We start from the raw sequence: 18,407 nt of genomic DNA, 5'->3' as shown, positions 1-18,407 counted from the left end.
ACTCCTCACCGAAACCCATCAGGAAAGGCACCACCATGAGATCCCGTTCACCCCTACTGGCTGCTGCCGTGACAGCCGCCCTGCTGGCGGGGTGCTCGTCATCCAGCGACTCTTCCAGCGGCTCTTCCAGTGACACGGGCGCCGAGGGGGTGGCCGAGACGGTGCGGTACGCGGCGCCCGGCTCGCCCACCGTGGCCACCGACGACCCGCACGGGCTGCTGCCGGGTGAGAGCGACATCGTCCGGATGGCGCTGACTTACGACCCGCTGACCGTTCCCGGCCCGGACGGGGAGGCCCAGCCGCGGCTGGCTACCTCGTGGACCCCGGACGAGAAGCTGACGACCTGGACGATCGAGCTGCGCGATGACGCCGTCTTTTCCGACGGCGAACCCGTGAGGGCCGCGGACGCTCTCTTCTCGCTGCGGCGGATGGAGGAGAAGGCCGCCGAGAACTTCGCCCGGCTGCGGATGTTCGACCTGAAGAAGTCCTCCGCGGTCGACGAGAACACCCTCGAACTGGTGACGACGGAGCCCTACGCCGAGGTCGGGATCGCCCTGGCCGGTGCCACGTTCGTGGTGCCCGAGGGCAGCACCGACTTCACCGGCGAGACCCCGGTCGCGGGCTCCGGCCCGTTCGTGCCGGCCGGTGGTGACGCCCAGACCGCGCTGTTCGACCGCAACGACGACTGGTGGGGCCCGCAGCCGCCGTCCCAGCACATCGAGGTCCGGGCCATTCCCGACCCGCAGGCGCGCGCCGACGCGCTCCTGGCCGGCGAGGTCGACTGGGCCGGCGCTGTGCCGGCCACCGCGGCGCAGACCCTCGACAAGGAAACCGCTGCTCTGGCGGAAATTCCCGGATCGACGATGTACCCCCTGACCATGCGCACCGACACCAAGCCCTTCGACGACCCGCTGGTGCGTGAGGCCGTGCGCCTGGCCCTGGACCGCCAGCAACTGCTGGACACCGTCTTCCTCGGCTACGGCGACCTCGGCAACGACCTGATTACCCCGGCCGACGTCTCCAGCCCGGACCTGCCGCAGCGCGAGCAGGACCTGGCGAAGGCCAAGGAACTGATGGCCCAGGCCGGCCTGGCCGACGGCGTCGACATCACCCTGTACTCCACCACCGCCTACGCCGGGATGGACACCGCCGCCACCCTGATCAGCGAGCAACTGGCCGAGATCGGTATCCGGGCCAAGGTCGAGCTGTCCCCGCCGGACAGCTACTTCGTGGACGTCTACGGTCAGAAGCCCTTCTACCTGAGCTATCTCGGGGGGATCGGCTTCCTGGACGTGGTCCGGGTGGCCCTGACCCCGGGCTCACCCAGTAACGAGACGGCCTGGGAGGACAAGAAGTGGTCGGCCGACCTGGCGACGGCGCTCGCCGAGCCGGACGAGGCCACCCGCCGCGAGCAGCTGGGTGAGCTGCAGACCCGGCTGCGCGACGAGGGTGGCTACGCGGTCTGGGCGGTCAGTGACCGGCTGGACCTGACCGCTCCCGGGCTCAGCGGCCTGCCCCAGGGCATCGGCTTCGCCACGGCCTTCGTCGACCAGGTCAAGCTGGCGAACTGACGTGCTGCTCCGGCCGCTGCTGCGGGCAGCGCTCCTGCTGCTGATCTCCTCGCTCCTGGTGTTCCTGGCGGCCGCCGCGCTCCCGGGAGACGCCGTCGAGGTGCGCAGCGGTGGCCGGGCCAGCGCCGAGCAACTGGCTGCGCTCAGGGCCGAGGCCGGCCTCGACCGGCCGGTCCTGGTGCGCTGGGCGGACTGGCTGACCGGGCTGCTGACCGGAGACCTCGGACGGTCGCTGGTCACCGGCCGGGAGGTGGCCGATCTGGTGACCGGACGCCTGTGGGTCTCCTCGGCTCTCGTCCTGGGGTCCCTGCTGGTGGTCGTTCCACTGACCGCGGTGCTGGCCTGGGCGGGGGCCCGGGGCCCGGCGGCCCTGCGCTCGATCGTGAGCGCAGGCTCCACCGCTGTGGCCGCGCTCCCCCAGGTGGTGGTGGCCGTCGTCCTGGTGGCGATCTTCTCTGTGGCCCTGGATCTGGTGCCGCCGGTCTCCCTACTCCCCGCCCAGGCTCCCTGGACGCGCCCTGACCTGCTGTTCCTGCCGGTTCTCACGCTCGCTCTGCCCACCGCCGCCTACACGGCCGCGCTTCTTCGAGGAGCGCTGGAGGACGCCACCGGCCTGCCCCACGTCAAGGACGCCCGCGTGCGGGGACTGCCCCGGCGCACCATCCTGGCTCGCTACCTGGTCCCAGCGGTGGCACCCACGGCGGTCCGCTCGTTCGCGGTCGTCACCGGTTCTCTGATCGCCGGCACCACTCTGGTCGAAAGTGTTTTCGGAATGGCCGGTCTCGGCGAGCTGCTGGTCACCTCCGTCGGCAGCCGGGATGCCCCGGTGGTCCAGGCCGTCGCCATGCTCGTGGCCCTTGCTGTCGTCCTCGGCCTCTGGCTGGCCGACGTGGTCGCCGTTCTTACCGATCCCCGAGGAAGTCACGCGTGAGCCCTACTGCCCGTCGATCGGGCCTGCTCGTCCGTTGGGCGCCGGCCGGGGCGGCCGCGGCCGTCCTGGTGCTCGCCTTGTGCGGTGGGTGGCTGACCGACGTCGATCCGGCCCAGACGCTCACCCGGCCCTGGTCCCCGCCCTCGGGCGAACACCCGCTCGGTGCGGACGCTCTGGGCCGGGACGTCCTGGCCCGTACGCTGCACGGTGGCCGGGAACTGGCGCTGGTGGCCGGGGCCGCCGCGCTCATCGCCACGTCCTGTGGTGCCGTGATCGGGCTCTGGGCCGGCTGGAGCCGCAGCCGGGTGGGCTCGGCCGTGGCCGCCGGTGCCGATCTTCTGCTCGCGCTCCCTCTGCTCCTGGTCGCGCTCGTGATCGCGGTGGCGGTCCCGGTGCCCTGGCCAGTGATCGTCGCGACGGTGCTCGGCGGGGCGCCGCTCACCCTGCGGGTCGTGGCCGACGCGACTCGCAACGCCCGCCACACCGGTTACGTCGAAGCGGCCCTGAGCCGCGGCGAACCGACCCTCACGGTCCTGCTGCGCGAGGTCGTCCCGGCCCATCGCGGGTTGCTGAGCGCCGACCTCGGCATCCGGGCCGTGCTGGCCCTGCAGCTCGCGACCGCTCTGGCCGTGCTCGGCCACGGGCCGGCCCCGCCCTCGTCCGACTGGGCGGTCATGCTGCGCGAGAACCTCACCGGGATGCCGCTGAACCCGGCCGCCGTGCTCGCGCCGGCCTTCGCCCTGACCGTGCTGGCGCTCGTGATCGCCTTCGCCGCCCGGCAGGCCCAGCGATGAACCGCTCCGGACTGCGGGTGCGCTCGCTGTCGGTGCGCAGCACCACGGGCCGCACCATCGTCCACAATTTCGGTCTGAGCGTGCCCCGCGGCGCGATCGTCGCCCTGCTGGGCCCTTCGGGAGCAGGCAAGACCACTGCGTTGCTGGCTGCCCTGGGGACTTTGCCGGCCGGGCTGCGCCTGGAAAGCGGCAGCATCGAGTGGGACGGGCAGCCCCGGCCCGCCCGAAGCGCCGCATGGCGTCGCTCGCACGTCGGATACGTCGCCCAGGACGCCCGCGGTTCGCTGCACCCGGCCTGGCCGGTGGCGCGCATCGTGGGCGAACTCGGTGGCGACGTGAGCGCTGCGCTGCACGTGGTCGGCCTGGATCCGCAGCGCGTGCGGCAGCTACGGCCGCACCAGCTCTCGGGTGGCCAGGCCCAGCGGGTGGCCCTGGCCAGGGCGATCGCCGCAGACCCGGACCTGCTCGTCCTCGACGAGCCGACCAGCGCGCTGGATCCGGGCACGCTGGAACTGGTCGCGGACCTGGTCCGCGAACGCGCCCGGTCCGGGCGCATGGCCACGCTGCTCGTCACCCACGACGAGGCCCTGGCCGGGCGTCTGGCCGACGCCGTGGTCCGGGTCGGCGAAATCCCTGTTGCACCAGAGCCAGGCCCGCAGAACCGGCCTCGGCCGGACAGTGCGGTGGCTGCCCTGACCGTGACAAACCTGCGGCTGGGGCACCCGATCTCGCCGCCGCTTCTGAACGACGCCCAGCTGGAGCTGCAGCCTGGTGAGTTCGTTGCGGTGCGCGGGGTTTCCGGCAGCGGGAAGTCGACGCTACTGCGAGCGCTGGCCGGGCTGCATCTGCCCTGGGCCGGCACCGCGTGGACGGCCGGGGAGGTTCTGCCCTGGCCGGTGCGTGAACGCGCCGATCCGGGCCGGATCGCGCTCGTGGCCCAGGATCCCGCTGCTTCGCTGAATCCGGCCCGCCGCGCCGGCGACGCCCTGCTCAGGCCGCTGGGCACGCTGCGCGGCCTGGACCGTCACGCTGCCCGCGCCGAGGCGCGCGAGTTGCTCGCAGCCGTCGGGCTGCGCGCCGAGGAGGTGCTGGAACGCAGGCCCGGGCAACTGTCCGGGGGTCAGCGTCAGCGGGTGTCGCTGGCCCGTGCCCTGGCCGGGCGACCGCAGATCCTGCTGGCGGACGAGGTGACGGCCTCGCTGGACGCGGTGACGGCCGAGCGGATTCTCGACCTGCTCGGCGATCTGCGCGAGGGCCGCCACGGCACCGGTACCCGCCCGGCGATCCTCGCCGTCACTCACTCCCCGGCCGTTCTCGACCGCGCCGACCGTGTGCTGCACCTGGCCGACGGAACACTGATCCGCACAGAAAAGGGAGCTGTATGAGTACCACTGACCAGACCGGCGCAGAGATGGTTCACCCCTGGTTCCGGCAGGTCACCCAGGACGGGGAAAACTGGCAGATTCACCTGGATCCGGCTGTCCTGGCTGCCCGTCCGGCGCCCGGTGAGCTGGTCGCCGATCATCTGGGCCACTGGACCGAGGTCTACGACTGGACTTACCAGGAAGTCGGTGGAGCACCACCGGCGGAGACTGTCGGGTGGCGGGCCAGCGACACCGGTGAGCCGCTGCCGGCCGAGGTGATGAGCGAGTGGGCGGACCGGACCGCGGAACTGGTCCTGTCCACCGGGGCCACCCGGGTGCTGGAGATCGGCTGCGGCAGCGGGATGCTGCTGCGACGTCTGGCCCCGGTGGTGAAGGGCTACCTGGGCCTGGACGTGGCCGCAGACGTGGTCGAGCGGCACCGCGCCGCCGGGCTGCCCGGGGTCGAGGTGCTGCAGGCCTCAGCCCATGAGACCGGGCTCCCCCAGGTCCGTGCGGCCGTGAAGGCGCTGCAGCCGGACTGTGTCCTGATCAATTCGGTGAGCCAGTGCTTTCCGGACGTCAGTTACCTGTCCGGCGTCGTGCACGACGCACTCGACCTGCTGCCGGTAGGCGGCACGCTGGTGCTGGGCGACATCCGGCACAGCGGGCTGCACGAGGACTGGGCCGCCTGGTCGGGGAATCCGGCTGAGGCGGACGAGGAACTCCTGTACGACCCGGCCACCCTGGCCGCGGTGGCCGCCGCCGCTTCCCGGCCGGTGACGCTGTCCTTCTTCGCCAAGACCCTGAGCGCGGACAACGAACTCACCCGATACCGCTACGACGTGGTCTTCCGGGTCGGCGACAGCCCCTCGCCGGACGTCCCCCAGCGCAGCTGGGAGGAGCTGGGCCGACCCGACCCGGCGACGCTGGCCCAGCTGACCGGCCCGGTGCGGGTGGTCGGCATCCCGCACCGGCCGCTGTCGGCGGAGCCGGACGCGATCCGCGGGCTGGACCTGCGCCAAGCCCTGAACGGCCGGGACGCCGCCGTAGGCCTTGATCCCTGGTCACCCCGGCATCTGAGCCTGGCCCTCCCGGTTGCTGCCGCCGCCCTGCCCCCCAGCGCGCTCGCCGCCCAGGGACAGGCCCACGAACCGCTGGCCGCCTTCGCCCGCGTCCGCGCTCTGGAGACGGCCCGCCGCGAGCTGCGCAGGGCGGGACACGGCCGCCCGGCCGGCATCACCGTGCACGTGCCCTCCGGCGCGGGTCATTCCGCTGCGGCGACCAGGGCCGCGGTGCAGGCCGCTGACCTGGCCGGACGCACCGCGCTCGGTGGCGACGGGATCCCCGTCACGCACGAGGCACTGTCGCGGATTCCGACGGCCATCGATCAGCTCGACGCCATCGCCCGGCAGGCCATGCAGCGAGTCCTCGCCCAGGGGCGGCCCAAGGTGGCGCCCCGGCACGAGTGGATCCTGCGGCGCTGGGAAAGTGTGCTGGCCGGGCCCCAGGCCCGCGACCGGGCCATGCTGGAGCCGGAAGGCCCCCTGCTGGATCGCGCCTGCGCGGCGCTGGGCTACCCCGCCGGGATGGCCACCTTCTACCGCACCGCCCTGCAACACCTGCCGGAACTGCTTTCGGACGAGATCCCGGCGCAGGCCATGCTGTTCCCTGACGGCGACATGGCCAGGTCCCTGGACAAGGACCGGCGCAACCTGAGCAACGGATACCTGCACGGAGCAACCGGATCCGTGCTCGCCCAGGCCGCTGCCACCCGAGGTGGTCCGCTGCGGGTGCTGGAACTGGGTGGCGGAGCGGGCGGGGGCACCGAGGCCGCCCTGGACGGGCTCGAGGGCCACTCCGTGGACTACTGCTTCAGTGACATCTCACGCTTCTTCACCCAGGCGGCACAGGAGCGCTGGGGCGAGCGGATCCGCACCACCCTGCTCGACGTCGACCGCGACCTGGTGCAGCAGGGCGCCGTCGCCGGCGGCAGCGACGTGGTGCTCGCCGCGAACGTGCTGCACTGTGCCCAGGACATCGGCGCATCACTGCGCTACATCCAGCCCCTGCTGGCCCCCGGTGGGCTGCTGGTCGTGGCCGAGGCGACTCGCGAGCACCTGATGGTTCTGGCCACCATGCAGTTCCTGCTCTCGCCGCGCGACGACACGCCCCCGCCCGGGGAAAGTGACGCCCGGGCCGGAGGATCGGTGTTCCTCAGCCCCGACGGGTGCCGGCATGCACTGGCCGAAGCCGGTTTCCGTTCGCTCAGCACAGTGCCGGAACCGGGAACCCCGCTCTCGGCGGTCGGCCAGCAACTGGTGGTGGCCTGCCGGCTGTGACCGCTTCCCGGTGCCCGGCCATCCGACCGGGCACCGGGAACAGCGTCAGCCCAGCTCGACCGGCAGCCGCGAGCGGAACAGGTTCATGTCCATCCAGACAGCGGCCTGCACCCCACCGGCGGCCGCGGCCGAGACCAGGGTGACTGGCGCGGGCACGGCGGCCAAGTGGGCGGCGTCCCCGGCCGCGAACACGCCGGGCACACTGGTGGCGTAGAACTCGTCGATCTTCACCGCACCGTCCTCCAGCAGCTCACAGCCGAGCGAGGCGGCGAGCTCGGTGTTGGGCCGGGTCGGCGCCTGGTGGAAGACGAGCTGCCGGTCCAGAACGGTCCCGTCGTCGAAGGTCAGCTTCAGGCTGTCGGTTTCACCTTCGAGACCGGCAACAGGGGTCTCGATGACCCGGACTCCACGAGCTGCCAGCGCCTCTCCCACCGCCGCCGGGTAGTCCGCCGGGCCATGCGTGCACAACACCACGTCGGCACTGAACCGGTCCGCGATGTAGGCGGCCATCATCGCGTTTCCGCCACCGCCGAGGACCGCGATGCTCCGCCCCTTGCTTTCGTACCCATGGCAGAACGGGCAGTGCACCACGCTGACTCCCCAGCGCTCAGTCACCCCGGGGATCTCGATCGGGATGTCGCTCAGACCGCTGGTGAACAGCAACCGTGCCGCCTGGAGCCGGGTTCCGTCCTCCAGTTCGACCGAGAAGTCGTCGATCGAGCCCGCCACCGCGCTGACCCGGCCCTTCACCTGGGAGACGTTGGGATGTGCCGCCACTTCGTCCCGGCCGTCGGCCAGCAACTGTGCGGGGGGCTTGCCGTCCCGCCCGAGATACATGTGCATCTCGGTGGCCGGGGTGTTACGCGGCCGGCCGCTGTCGACCAGCACGACCTGGCGCTGCTGACGCCCCAGGACGAGTGCTGCGCTGAGCCCGGCTGCCCCGCCGCCGATGATGATGACGTCGTTCATCTCTCCCCATCTCGCGTTATGAGTATCATTCTCACCTAGGTATATTCCCCTGCATGACAGACAAACACCAGGGCCTTTACGACCTGTCCGGAGAACACGTCGCCGTCCTGATGACTCCCGCCTGGGGCAGTCTCGGACCAGCGCTCGCGCGCGCACTCGACGGACTGGACGCCACATCCGGCCCGGTGCTGGACGTCGGCGCGGGAGCCGGGCCGGCAACCAGGACGATCGCCCAAACCTTGCCAGAGGCCAGGGTTCTGGCGATCGAGCCCGACCGCGGTCTGCGGACGGCCCTGCTGTCCATGGTGGTCAGCGACCCCGATCTGGCCGCCCGGGTCACGGTGGCGGCCACCGACCTGCTGAGCACGCCGTGGCCGGAGACCATCAGTGGCATGGTCGCCCTCAATGTTCTGGGACACCTGCCCCCGGACGACCGGCGCACGGCCTGGCACCGGCTCGCCTCGAGTCTGGCGGCCGAAGGTCGCGCGGTGATCGACCTTTCGCCACCGTTCACCGACGAGGCGATCCCGCCCTTCGACATGGCAGCGATCACGCTCGGCGAACGTCAGCACGGCGGCACCGCGCAGGCCCGGGTGATCGCGCCGCGGGTGCTGGAGTGGCAGATGGACTACCAGGTGCGCGAGGGCGAGACGGTCATCTCCGAGACCACCGTGCGGTACGAGTGGCACCTGTTCTCCCCGGACGAGGTGGCTGCCGAACTCTCCGAGGCCGGCCTGAAATTGCACGAACCTGCAGCCCCGGGCGGGCTTTACCTCATCACGCACTGAACGTTCGCGGTGTACGGGCAGAGCGCCCGTACACCGCACCGTGATCCAACACGAGCAGCAGGCGCCAGGTATCAGGCCTGTGACAACCGCTTTCAGGCGGAAGCTCTGCCGTCGTCCGGGCAACGGGGGCAGATCCCGAAAATCTCCAGCGTCCAGTCGACCTCACGGTAGCCGTGCTCCGAGGCCACTGCCTCGATCCACTCCTCCGGCACGCCACTGTCGATCTCGGCCGAGCGGGCACAGCTCCGGCAGACCAGATGATGGTGCTTACGGCCCGTGTGCGCCAGACCGCAGAACCGATAGAGACTCTGCCCGTTCGGATCGTGAATGACATCGGCCTCGGCAGCGGTGACGAGCACCTGCAACTGCCGGTAGACCGTCGAAAGACTGATGTTGTCGCCGCTTGAACGCAGCTCGGCGAACAACGCCTGAGCGCTCACGAAACCCGCAGAATCGGCCAGAGCCTTACGGACGAGTTCGCTCTGCCTGGTGCCGCGGTGAGATCCCCGCACCGGCCAACGCACCTCCCACATTCATCTACTGGGAAGCAACATCCCGTGCTCCAGACTCCAATTTAACGAATCTGATTATCGTTCTCAAGCTCACCGGTTCGGACTTCGGCACTACAGCAGTACTCGATGCAACCGCGCGCATCGCCCTGACCCAATCGCCGGGTCCGGCTCCTGCTCGGCCGGCCCGCGTTGCCAGCCCTCGGGGGCGCACGACGCTCGGGTAGGCCGGTGGCACGGCCCAGGTCCACCTGTCCCGCCCAGCGTCCAAGGCGACCATCCCCACAGGGCTACGAGTGACTCCATGCCCCGTCCGGCCTCGTCGATCTGGCGATCGACGGAGAGAGCACCCCTGGACGAGGGCGAGGCCGCCGAGTTCGACACTCGACGGCCCCACGCCATCCGCCCCGGCGGTTTACGGCCCGCCGGGATTCTCACCCTGTTCAGCCATCACGGTGAGCACATCAACGTTCCGCGAACAGGGTCACCAACTCGACTTCGTGACGCCGGGAAGCTCGCCCCGGTGCGCCATCTCGCGGAACCTGACCCGGGAGAGGCCGAACTTGGTCAGATGCCCACGGGGACGCCCGTCCGCCACATCGCGGTTGCGCAGCCGGGTGGCCGAGGCGTTGCGCGGCTGACGGTGCAGTTCCCGCATGGCCTCGGCGCGCTCGTCCTCGCTCAGATGGGGATTCACCGAACGACGCTTGAGGTCGGCGCGACGCTCGGCGTAGCGGGCGACGACCTCACGGCGCTGCTGATCACGGGCAATCTTGCTCTTCTTGGCCAAACTTCAGCGCTCCTCACGGAAGTCGACGTGCCGGCGCACGACGGGGTCGTACTTCTTCAGCACCATGCGGTCGGGGTTGTTGCGGCGGTTCTTGCGGGTCACATACGTGTACCCGGTACCTGCGGTGGACCGGAGCTTGATGATCGGCCGCAGAACGGTTCCTGCCTTGGCCATACGGGGAGTCCTCCTTCGTCGCCCAGCCCGCTTCGGGCACCGGTCGATCCGGTCACCCAAGCGAGGTGAGAATGATTATCATATTGGTGATGCCCCACGGCCGGCCCCGCGGGCACCGACCACGGCCGATCGACCAGACCGCACACCGGCGCCCGTGCCGGGACCGCCCGGACCCGACCGCCGATCCGGCGGTGTGCGGACCGCCCTCGTCCTACAGCTTGATCCCCCGCGCCTGGATGTCGCGCACCACGGCGTCGATGCCCCGGCGGTCGATGGTCTTGATACCGCGGACGCTGAGCGTCAGGGTCACCTGACGCCCCAGCGAGGGCACCCAGTAGCGCTTCTTCTGGATGTTCGGGTTCCAACGGCGCTTGGTGCGCCGGTGGGAGTGCGAGATGGAGTGACCGAAGCCGGGAACCGCTCCGGTCACCATGCACACGCTGGACAAAACTGCCTCCGATGTCCTCGGTGAATGAACAGCGCCAGGCTAGCTTATTGATAATGATTCTCGCTCCGACTAAGGTTCGTCCCATGTCCGATGTCCCGGTGGCCATTGTCACCTCGATCGATCCGGTGCTGCGCGACAGCGCAGTCTCCGCCCTCCTGCTCGACCTTCCCCAGGCCGTGGCCGTCCGGCACGACATCACGCCGGACGGAGTCCTGCGCCGCGTCGTGCACGACTGGTCCGGCGTGCGGGACCGGCATTCTCAGGCGCTGGAGCACGGCTGCCTGTCCTGTGCCCTGCGCGAGGACCTGCTGCCCGTCCTGCGTGGCCTGGTCAACGGACCGGCCCGCGAGTCGGAGAAGCCGCAGCAGATCATCGTCGGCCTGCCGGTCAGCAGCGACCCGGCGCCTCTGATCAACGCCCTGATGCCCGGCCCGGACGGCGGCCTGGTGCCCGGGGCCCGGGTCGCAGCGGTCGCGGCCACCGCCTCGGCGGCGACCCTGACCGAAGACCTGTTCGGCGACGACCTGCTGGCCGAGCGGGGGCAGGCGTTCCGCGACGACGACCGCCGGTCGGTGGGCGAGGCCCTGGCCGCCCAGTTGGAGTCAGCAGACGTCGTCCTGCTCGACGCCCAGGCTGAGCAGGCCGAGCACGACCTGATCGACCACCTGGCCGGGCCTGGCGTGCCGCGCACCACGATCTCCGCGGTCGGCGCGGCCGAACTCTTCGCCGTCCACCGAGATCCGGACGACCCCCGCGGCGACCTGCTACGTCTGAGCGACACCCAGGCCCCCGACACCGCTACGGTCTGGTCGCTGGACCTGGCCTCGCACAAGGCTTTCCATCCCGATCGACTACACGCCGAGATCGAGGCGCTGGGCACCGGTCCGATCCGGGCGCGGGGCACTTTCTGGCTACCCGGCCGACCCGAGGTGATCGGTCTCTGGGACGGGGCCGGCGGCCAGCTGAGCATCGGCGCCGCGGGAACCTGGCCCGGCGCCGTTCGTACCACCCGGCTGCGGGTCACCGGCATCGGCCCACAACGCCGGGCGATCCAGCGGGCCTTCCAGCGGGCGCTGATGACCGACCAGGAGATGGAACAGGGGCTTGACCGCTGGGACGGACTCGACGACGGGTTCGGCCCCTGGATGGGCGACCAGGACGCGGACATCGACGACCTCAGCGCCTGAACGGCACTGCGAAACACCGGAGAGGACCATGAAAGTCAGAGCGTCACTGAAATCACTGAAGGAGAAGCCGGGCTCGATCGTCGTGCGCCGGCGCGGAAAGGTCTACGTGATCAACAAGAAGAACCCCCGATGGAAAGGACGGCAGGGCTGAGATGAAGCCTGGCATCCACCCCGAGTACCGGCCGGTCGTCTTCCGCGACCGCAGCGCCGGCACCGCGTTTCTCACTCGCTCCACCGTGACCTCGAAGAAGACGGTCCAGTGGGAAGACGGCAACGAGTACCCCGTCGTCGACGTCGAGATCTCCAGCGCCAGCCACCCCTTCTGGACGGGCCGGGCCCGCGCGAACGACACCGAGGGCCGGATCGCCCGCTTCCAGCGGCGCTATCAGGCAAAGTAACGCAGGCAGCATCCGCCGAGAGCGCCGCTACCCGCGGGTGCACCGAGATCAGCGGCACCACATCGGTGATCACGTCTTTGACGGCCAGAGCGGCCGCTTGGCGGGCGGTCTCGTCGGCGGCCCGGGCGGTCACCTCCAGCAGCGCGACTTAGGTCGTGCTTTGGTTGCCCAGGCTGGTACAGGCCTGCGTCACCGCGTCCCCGTCGCCGGTCTCCAGCGGCTGGGCGACCAGTGTGTCCGCAGCGTACGCACCTGCAGATCGAGACTGCTGCGGGCCCACTGGGCCTGCAGCACCTCACCGGTGGCGGCCTCGGTGCCGAAGGTCAGCAGCCGGATGGTGGCTTCTGGCCGTCCTTGGCCCGGGTGCCGCTGCCGTCGTCCACCCAGCCCGCCTCCTCCGGCAACTGAGCGGCCCTGTCGGCGTCATAGCTGGTGTAGCCGGCCTCAGGAGGCGCACGCCACTCCCGATCTATTTGCAAACGATTCTCATTACGCGGTTATATGGGGGCGCACCAGCCAGAGCCGAGAAGGAGCCGGGTGTGAAAACCTCCGTGGCCGACCCGGCCCGTACCACCGCAGTGAACGCCGCCCAGGTCGCGATCCGCCAAGCCCACCGCCGCGCCACTTTTCACGTTCTTCTCCTCACCGCCGCCCTGATCGCTGTGGTTGCGGCCGCCCTCGGCATCGGCCCTGTCACAATCCCGCTCGACGACGTGGTGGGGATCCTCGCCCACCACCTGGCCGGCGCCTCGCCCTCCGAGACCTGGGCTCCCTACGCGGATCAGGTGGTCTGGACAGCTCGCACACCCCGGGTGGCCATGGCCGCGGTCGCCGGGGCAGCGCTCGCCGTCGCCGGGGCGATCCTGCAGGCCGTCGTGCGCAACGGCCTGGCCGACCCGTACGTGCTCGGACTCAACGCCGGTGCCTCCACCGGGGCCGCATTCGCCGTCCTGGTCGTGGGCGGCGGCAGCGCGCTGATCATGTCCGGTTCCGCCCTGCTCGGGGCGATGGGCGCGATCGCCCTGGTCCTGATGCTGGGCGGGGCCGCCGGGCAGCGTGGCCCGTTCCGGCTGGTCCTGGCCGGGCTCGCGGTCGGCTACGCCCTCACGGCGGTGACCAATCTGCTGGTCTTCTCCTCCGACTCGCCCGAGGCCGCGCGCTCGGTGATGTTCTGGCTGCTCGGCTCCCTGGCCACGGTGCAGCCGGTGATGCTGATCGCCTCGGCCGTCACCGTCGCGGTGGTGTTCACCGTGCTGATGCTGTTCGCACCCGCTGTGGACGTCCTGGCCTCCGGCGAGGACTCGGCCCGATCCGCCGGCCTGGACCCCGAGCGCACCCGGTTCGCCGTGCTGGCTCTCACCTCGGCCATGGTCGGTGTCGTGGTCGCAGCCGTGGGCGGCGTCGGGTTCGTCGGCCTGGTCGTCCCGCACGTGGCCCGGCGTCTGGTCGGCGGCCGGCACCGCGCCGTCCTGCCGGTCAGCGCCCTGCTCGGGGCCATCCTGCTCATCGCCGCCGACACCGTGGCCCGCACCGCGCTCGCTCCCCAGGAGATGCCGGTCGGCGTCGTGACCGGTGCCGTCGGCGCTCCACTGCTGCTGCTCCTTCTGCGCCGCAAAGCTTTTCGCAACTGAACAAAAGGAAGAACCATGAGAACCACATCCTGGCGTGCCGTCCTGGCGGCAAGCCTGCTGATCCCGCTCGCCGCCTGCGGCGGCGCTAGCTCCGAGGAGAACACCGCAGCCGTCACACCGGGTTCCGCGGCCTTCCCGATGACCATCGAGAACTGCGGCACCGACGTCACCGTCGAGGCCGCCCCCGAACGGATTCTGCTGGTCAACAGCGATGAGGTGGCCAACCTCGAGGCGCTCGGCGCCATCGACCGGGTCGTCGCCGTCACCGCGGAACTCCAGGAGGGCCTGTACCAGGACGCCACTTACCAGGCGCTGGGCGACCTGGATCTGCTCACCACCGAGACCAATTCCACCGGTGGGTCGGTGGTTTCGCAGGAGTCCATCCTGGCCGCCACTCCAGACCTGGTGATCGCCCCGGAGAACGCCGTGGACCGGGCCGCCCTGGCCTCAGCCGGCATCCCGGTCTACGTCCCCAGTGCCTACTGCAACACGCCCGGCCCGGAACTGTCGCAGACCGCGACCTTCGACCGGGTCTGGTCCGAAGTCACCACCCTGGGCGGCATTCTCGGCCTGGACGAGCAGGCCGAGAAGCTGGTCGCCGAGGCGCAGGACCAACTTTCCAGCACACCTGAGGACGCCGGGAGCGCGGCAGCGCTCTACGTTGCCTCCGGCGGTGCGACCCTTTCGCCCTACGGTGCCCCCAGCATGGTCACACCTGTGTTCGAGGCCGCAGGTCTGAGCAACGTGTACGCCGAGACCGATGAGCGGGTGTTCGACGTGAACATCGAGGATCTGATGGCCCGGGATCCGCAGACGATCGTGCTGCTCACCTCCGTGTCGGAGGCGGAGACCCGCGAGGCGTTCCTGTCCTCGGCCGGGGTGGACGACCTCTCCGCGGTCAAGAACGACCGCGTGGTGGTGCTGGCGTTCCCCTACACCGACCCGCCGAGCATGCTGAGCACCAAGGGCCCTCAGCAGTTGTCCTCGCTCCTGGCCGAACTCGGCTGTGGTAACCGTGATCGCCGCCCATCAGGTGACGGTTCGGCTGGGTGGCCGCGAAATCGTCCATGATTTTGATTTCTCGGCTCCCAGCGGGACGGTGACCGCGATCGTCGGGCCCAACGGCGGCGGCAAGTCGACCGCTCTGCGCGCCCTGATCCGTGCCGTGCCGTTGCACAGTGGCCGGGTCGAGGTGGACGGCGACGACGTCACCCGCCGCTCCCGGCGCTGGCTGGCCCAGCACGTGGCGTACGTCGGGCAGCACGTCGACGGCGACCCAGGCCTGAGCGTGGCCGAAGAGGTCGCGCTCGGTGCCCTGGCCCGTCGCCGTTGGGGCGGACGGGCCGACACCACCACCTCGGTGGCCACCGCGCTCACCGCCGTCGGGCTGGGCACACAGGTCAATGCCCTGCTCGGAACCCTTTCCGGGGGTGAACGCCAGCGTGTCGCCCTGGCCCGGGCCATGATGCAGGGTGCCGATCACGTCCTGCTGGACGAGCCGACCAACCACCTCGATCCCCGTCACCGCCTCGAAATTCTCACCCTGGCCAGGACTCTGGCCCCGACGGTGGTGATGGTGCTGCACGACCTGGACCTCGCCGCCCGGTTCGCTGATCGCGTCGTGGTGATCGCCGGGGGAAGGATCGTCGCCACCGGCGCCCCGGACGACGTTCTGGTCCCGGCCGTTCTGGACCCGGTGTACGGGGTCCGCAGCCACGTCGTAGCGGCCCCACCCGGCCTGCCCGGCCAGGCCAAGCACTTCGCCTTCGACCTCCCCCAGGAAAGGACCACTCCATGAGCATCGCTCTCGACCTGATCACCCGCTGGGACGCCCAGCAGACCGGCTACATCCGGCACCGGGCCGAGCGGTTCGCCACCATCGCCCGCGTTGTCTCCTCGATCAACGAGGGGGTTGCGGCACCGCGGATCCTGGATCTGGCCGGTGGCCCCGGGTCGCTGGCCCGGGCCGTCCTGGCCGAGATCCCCGGCGCCACCGCGGTGGTCGCCGACAAGGACCCTCTCCTGGTGGCGATCGCCGCAGACCTGGCCGAGACCGATCCCCGACTGCAGACCGCCCACGTCGACCTGGACGACCCGGAGTGGGCCCAGCACCCGCTGATCGCTCAGGCGCCGTTCGACGCGGTGGTCAGTTCCACCGCCCTGCACTGGCTGAAGCCGGACAAGCTGGTGGCGGTGTACTGGAAGCTCGCCGAGATCATTCGTCCGGGCGGCATCTTCCTCAACGGCGACAACCTCTACTACGACGAGCGCACCGAACCCACGCTGCACGCCCTGGCCAAGGCCGACGACGAGCAGTTCCAGGCCCAGACGTTCACGAACGGCGTGGACACCTGGGAGCAGTGGTGGGCGGCCGCCGAGGCCGTGCCGCACTACGCCGAGGCGGTCAGGCTGCGCGCGGCCACCTGGGGCGAGGAACTGCACGTAGCCCCGCCCAAGGTCAGCCTCGGATTCCACCTGGAGACGCTGCGCAGCGCGGGATTCGCCGAGACCGGGACGGTCTGGCGCTACCTGGACGACCACGTGGTGTACGGGCTGCACTGACCACCGGGCCCACCCCAGTACACTTGAACACATTGCAAACCGTTTATCCGGTACTGAGGTGAGATCTGTGCGACCGGAACCCGGTCTGGCCGAGGCCGCCCAGCTGTTCAAGGTCCTGGGCAACGAGTCCCGGCTCTGGCTGCTGCGGCTGATCGGCGAACAGCAGCGCACCGTCGGCGAACTGGCCCAGCTCACCGGCCTGTCCCAGCCCCTGGTCTCGCAGCATCTGCGATCCCTACGGCAGGGCGGGCTGGTGACCGCCGAGCGCAGCGGCAAGGAGATGTTCTACGACATCGCCGACACCCATGTCACCCATGTGGTTGCCGACGCCGTGTCCCACGTCCTGGAGGATCCGGGCACCAGCTGAGCGAAAGACCCATGCCCGCCGCGCCGTGTCAGCACTGGCGCCCGCGACCGGCTGACGGCTCAGGGCTCGAAGCGGTAGCCCATACCCGGCTCGGTGAGCAGGTGGGTGGGGCGGGTCGGGTCCTTCTCCAGTTTGCGGCGCAGCTGGGCCATGTACTGGCGCACGTTCTGGGTCTCGGCCCGGTAGGTCGGGCCCCACACCTTCTCCAGAAGGTACCGCTGGCTCAGCAACTTGCCCGGCTCGGCCACCACCACCTCCAGCAACTGCCACTCGGTACGGGTCAGGTGCACGTCCGGGTCCACGGTGTGAGCGACCAGGTCGATCGTATGCCGGCCGATCTTCACGGTCCTCACCGTTCGGGCCGGCTCCTGCCGACGAGCCACGACCCGGATCCGGGCCAGCAGTTCGTCCACGCTGAACGGCTTGGTCACGTAGTCGTCGGCCCCGGCGTCCAGCGCGTTGACCTTGTCCCGGCTGTCCGCCCGGCCGGACAGGACGATCACCGGCAACCTGGTCCACCGGCGCAGCCGGCGCAGGACCTCCACACCGTCGACGTCCGGAAGGCCCAGATCCAGAACGACGATGTCCGGATGTTCCTCGCGGGCCAGTTCCAGCGCTTCTTCCCCGGTCGTGGCGGTAGCGACGTCGTACTGCCGGGCCAGCAGATTGATCCGCAGCACCCGGATCATCTGCGGTTCGTCGTCGACGAGAAGAATCTTGGTCACGGTCGTTCTGCCTGCGCTTCTTCCTGGGTCTGCGGGCCGATCCGGGTCTGCTGGAGTTTCAGGCTCATCGTGAGACCACCCCCGGGGGTGGTCTCCGGGGTCAGGCTGCCGCCCATCGCCTCGGCCAGGCCCCGGGACAGCGCCAACCCCAGGCCCACCCCGGTGCCGTTGTCACGATCGCCCAGACGCTGGAAGGGCAGGAAGACGTCGTCCCACTTCTCCACCGGAATCCCCGGGCCCCGATCGACGACCTTGGCCTCGACCTCCCCGGCGTGCGCGCTGACCACGACCATCGGCGGGCAGTGATCCGGAGAATGGCGCAGGGCGTTGCGCAGCAGGTTCACCAGCACCCGCTCGATCAGCACCGGGTCACCGGTCACCTCCAGGAACTCCTCCGGCAGGTGCACCTCGATGTCCTTGCTCCGGGGACCGATCTCGTCCAGGGCCATCGCCACCGTCTCGGCGATGCTGGTCGGCTGCGGGTGCATGGCCAGCGCGCCGGCCTGCAGCCGGCTCATGTCCAGCAGGTTGTCCACCAGCCGGGTCAGCCGGTCCAGCGACTCCTCCACGCTGGCGAGCAGTTCGGCCTGGTCGTCGGCGCTGAACTCGACCCCGGGCGCGCGCAGCCCGCCGATCGCTGCCTTGGCCGAGGCGAGCGGGGTGCGCAGGTCGTGACTGACGGCCGAGAGCAGGGCTGTGCGCATCCGGTCGACCTCGGCCAGCGGCCCGGCCGCCGCGGCCTGTTCGCTGAGCTGCTGCTGGCGCATCGCCACCACCGCCTGGTTGGCGAACGCCTGCACCACCCGCCGGTCCTCGGCCGCCAGCGGGTGCCCGCACAGCACCAGCGAGACCTGCTCGTC

General features: G+C 70.4%; 22 protein-coding genes. 15 read left to right on the top strand and 7 right to left on the bottom strand.

What is annotated here, in order from left to right:
- The first annotated feature begins 35 nt into the window (after positions 1 to 35).
- The 5 genes from LR394_RS23755 to LR394_RS23735 are packed head-to-tail and all read left to right on the top strand — an operon-like array spanning position 36 to position 6,999.
- A complete protein-coding gene (locus LR394_RS23755) occupies positions 36 to 1,571 on the top strand; it encodes an ABC transporter substrate-binding protein (protein WP_231445958.1) in 1,536 nt (511 codons plus the stop codon).
- Between the two features lies 1 nt (position 1,572).
- Entirely contained in the window at positions 1,573 to 2,502 is a 930-nt protein-coding gene (locus LR394_RS23750) for an ABC transporter permease (protein WP_231445956.1), read from the top strand.
- Positions 2,499 to 3,296 (top strand): ABC transporter permease subunit, encoded by a 798-nt coding sequence (locus LR394_RS23745; protein ID WP_231445954.1) that lies wholly within the window; start codon positions 2,499 to 2,501, stop codon positions 3,294 to 3,296. The genes LR394_RS23750 and LR394_RS23745 overlap by 4 nt, the downstream gene beginning before the upstream one ends.
- Complete coding sequence (locus tag LR394_RS23740) at positions 3,293 to 4,681, top strand: ABC transporter ATP-binding protein (protein ID WP_231445952.1); 1,389 nt, start codon at positions 3,293 to 3,295, stop codon at positions 4,679 to 4,681. The genes LR394_RS23745 and LR394_RS23740 overlap by 4 nt, the downstream gene beginning before the upstream one ends.
- On the top strand, positions 4,678 to 6,999 hold the full coding sequence (locus tag LR394_RS23735; protein ID WP_231445950.1) for a methyltransferase: 2,322 nt from the start codon (positions 4,678 to 4,680) through the stop codon (positions 6,997 to 6,999). The genes LR394_RS23740 and LR394_RS23735 overlap by 4 nt, the downstream gene beginning before the upstream one ends.
- A gap of 45 nt (positions 7,000 to 7,044) precedes the next feature.
- Here the strand turns inward: LR394_RS23735 and LR394_RS23730 are convergent, their stop codons facing one another.
- Positions 7,045 to 7,968: an NAD(P)/FAD-dependent oxidoreductase gene (locus LR394_RS23730; protein ID WP_231445948.1), complete on the bottom strand. Its 924-nt coding sequence runs from the start codon at positions 7,966 to 7,968 to the stop codon at positions 7,045 to 7,047.
- Between the two features lie 53 nt (positions 7,969 to 8,021).
- On the opposite strand from LR394_RS23730, the gene LR394_RS23725 reads away from it, so the two are divergent.
- A complete protein-coding gene (locus tag LR394_RS23725; protein ID WP_231445946.1) occupies positions 8,022 to 8,756 on the top strand; it encodes a class I SAM-dependent methyltransferase in 735 nt (244 codons plus the stop codon).
- A gap of 92 nt (positions 8,757 to 8,848) precedes the next feature.
- On the opposite strand, the gene LR394_RS23720 is transcribed toward LR394_RS23725, so the two are convergent.
- From LR394_RS23720 to rpmB, 4 genes are all read right to left on the bottom strand, one after another.
- Positions 8,849 to 9,268 carry a Fur family transcriptional regulator gene (locus tag LR394_RS23720; protein WP_231445934.1) on the bottom strand — a complete coding sequence of 140 codons (420 nt, stop codon included), beginning with the start codon at positions 9,266 to 9,268 and terminating at the stop codon, positions 8,849 to 8,851.
- Positions 9,269 to 9,749: 481 nt separating this feature from the next.
- Positions 9,750 to 10,055, bottom strand: coding sequence for a 30S ribosomal protein S14 (gene rpsN, locus LR394_RS23715; RefSeq protein ID WP_231445932.1), 306 nt, complete (start codon positions 10,053 to 10,055; stop codon positions 9,750 to 9,752).
- Positions 10,056 to 10,058: 3 nt separating this feature from the next.
- Positions 10,059 to 10,229 (bottom strand): 50S ribosomal protein L33, encoded by a 171-nt coding sequence (rpmG, locus tag LR394_RS23710; protein ID WP_231445930.1) that lies wholly within the window; start codon positions 10,227 to 10,229, stop codon positions 10,059 to 10,061.
- A gap of 211 nt (positions 10,230 to 10,440) precedes the next feature.
- On the bottom strand, positions 10,441 to 10,662 hold the full coding sequence (rpmB, locus tag LR394_RS23705) for a 50S ribosomal protein L28 (RefSeq protein WP_407937115.1): 222 nt from the start codon (positions 10,660 to 10,662) through the stop codon (positions 10,441 to 10,443).
- Positions 10,663 to 10,760: 98 nt separating this feature from the next.
- Between rpmB and LR394_RS23700 the strand changes: the two genes are divergently transcribed.
- The 9 genes from LR394_RS23700 (at position 10,761) to LR394_RS23660 (ending at position 16,822) form a co-directional block, all read left to right on the top strand.
- Positions 10,761 to 11,864, top strand: a complete 1,104-nt coding sequence (locus LR394_RS23700) for a CobW family GTP-binding protein (protein ID WP_231445927.1) — start codon at positions 10,761 to 10,763, stop codon at positions 11,862 to 11,864.
- Positions 11,865 to 11,892: 28 nt separating this feature from the next.
- Complete coding sequence (gene ykgO, locus LR394_RS23695) at positions 11,893 to 12,015, top strand: type B 50S ribosomal protein L36 (RefSeq protein ID WP_214155316.1); 123 nt, start codon at positions 11,893 to 11,895, stop codon at positions 12,013 to 12,015.
- A 1-nt stretch (position 12,016) separates the two neighbouring features.
- Entirely contained in the window at positions 12,017 to 12,262 is a 246-nt protein-coding gene (locus LR394_RS23690) for a type B 50S ribosomal protein L31 (protein ID WP_231445912.1), read from the top strand.
- A gap of 231 nt (positions 12,263 to 12,493) precedes the next feature.
- Positions 12,494 to 12,670, top strand: coding sequence for a hypothetical protein (locus LR394_RS23685; protein WP_231445903.1), 177 nt, complete (start codon positions 12,494 to 12,496; stop codon positions 12,668 to 12,670).
- Between the two features lie 131 nt (positions 12,671 to 12,801).
- Positions 12,802 to 13,893, top strand: coding sequence for a FecCD family ABC transporter permease (locus LR394_RS23680; protein WP_231445895.1), 1,092 nt, complete (start codon positions 12,802 to 12,804; stop codon positions 13,891 to 13,893).
- 15 nt (positions 13,894 to 13,908) lie between these two features.
- Complete coding sequence (locus tag LR394_RS23675) at positions 13,909 to 14,964, top strand: ABC transporter substrate-binding protein (protein ID WP_231445892.1); 1,056 nt, start codon at positions 13,909 to 13,911, stop codon at positions 14,962 to 14,964.
- Between the two features lie 28 nt (positions 14,965 to 14,992).
- The gene (locus tag LR394_RS23670; protein WP_231445890.1) at positions 14,993 to 15,691 is read left to right on the top strand and encodes an ABC transporter ATP-binding protein; all 699 of its coding nucleotides are present in this window, start codon (positions 14,993 to 14,995) and stop codon (positions 15,689 to 15,691) included.
- Positions 15,688 to 16,455 (top strand): class I SAM-dependent methyltransferase, encoded by a 768-nt coding sequence (locus LR394_RS23665; protein ID WP_231445887.1) that lies wholly within the window; start codon positions 15,688 to 15,690, stop codon positions 16,453 to 16,455. The genes LR394_RS23670 and LR394_RS23665 overlap by 4 nt, the downstream gene beginning before the upstream one ends.
- Before the next feature lie 67 nt (positions 16,456 to 16,522).
- Positions 16,523 to 16,822: an ArsR/SmtB family transcription factor gene (locus tag LR394_RS23660; RefSeq protein ID WP_231445878.1), complete on the top strand. Its 300-nt coding sequence runs from the start codon at positions 16,523 to 16,525 to the stop codon at positions 16,820 to 16,822.
- Between the two features lie 59 nt (positions 16,823 to 16,881).
- Here LR394_RS23660 and LR394_RS43145 read toward each other — a convergent pair whose 3' ends face one another.
- Both LR394_RS43145 and LR394_RS23650 read right to left on the bottom strand, forming a co-directional pair.
- Positions 16,882 to 17,547, bottom strand: coding sequence for a response regulator (locus tag LR394_RS43145; protein ID WP_231445876.1), 666 nt, complete (start codon positions 17,545 to 17,547; stop codon positions 16,882 to 16,884).
- Positions 17,544 to 18,407, bottom strand: an 864-nt coding sequence (locus LR394_RS23650) for a sensor histidine kinase (RefSeq protein WP_231445865.1), incomplete at its 5' end; no start/stop codon positions are given. The genes LR394_RS23650 and LR394_RS43145, both read right to left, overlap by 4 nt.

The sequence above is a fragment of the Kineosporia babensis genome (genome assembly GCF_021129305.1).
In the GTDB taxonomy this organism is placed as follows: domain Bacteria; phylum Actinomycetota; class Actinomycetes; order Actinomycetales; family Kineosporiaceae; genus Kineosporia; species Kineosporia babensis.
The sequence above is the reverse complement of the archived record's forward strand: the minus strand, read 5'-3'. Positions and strand labels throughout refer to the sequence as shown.

Coding starts and splice junctions, on each gene's coding strand:
- LR394_RS23755 (WP_231445958.1), top strand. CDS start 36: ATGAGATCCCGTTCACCCCTACTGGCTGCTGCCGTGACAGCCGCCCTG.
- LR394_RS23740 (WP_231445952.1), top strand. CDS start 3,293: ATGAACCGCTCCGGACTGCGGGTGCGCTCGCTGTCGGTGCGCAGCACC.
- LR394_RS23735 (WP_231445950.1), top strand. CDS start 4,678: ATGAGTACCACTGACCAGACCGGCGCAGAGATGGTTCACCCCTGGTTC.
- LR394_RS23730 (WP_231445948.1), bottom strand. CDS start 7,968: ATGAACGACGTCATCATCATCGGCGGCGGGGCAGCCGGGCTCAGCGCA.
- LR394_RS23725 (WP_231445946.1), top strand. CDS start 8,022: ATGACAGACAAACACCAGGGCCTTTACGACCTGTCCGGAGAACACGTC.
- rpmG (WP_231445930.1), bottom strand. CDS start 10,229: ATGGCCAAGGCAGGAACCGTTCTGCGGCCGATCATCAAGCTCCGGTCC.
- rpmB (WP_407937115.1), bottom strand. CDS start 10,662: ATGGTGACCGGAGCGGTTCCCGGCTTCGGTCACTCCATCTCGCACTCC.
- LR394_RS23700 (WP_231445927.1), top strand. CDS start 10,761: ATGTCCGATGTCCCGGTGGCCATTGTCACCTCGATCGATCCGGTGCTG.
- ykgO (WP_214155316.1), top strand. CDS start 11,893: ATGAAAGTCAGAGCGTCACTGAAATCACTGAAGGAGAAGCCGGGCTCG.
- LR394_RS23690 (WP_231445912.1), top strand. CDS start 12,017: ATGAAGCCTGGCATCCACCCCGAGTACCGGCCGGTCGTCTTCCGCGAC.
- LR394_RS23675 (WP_231445892.1), top strand. CDS start 13,909: ATGAGAACCACATCCTGGCGTGCCGTCCTGGCGGCAAGCCTGCTGATC.
- LR394_RS23665 (WP_231445887.1), top strand. CDS start 15,688: ATGAGCATCGCTCTCGACCTGATCACCCGCTGGGACGCCCAGCAGACC.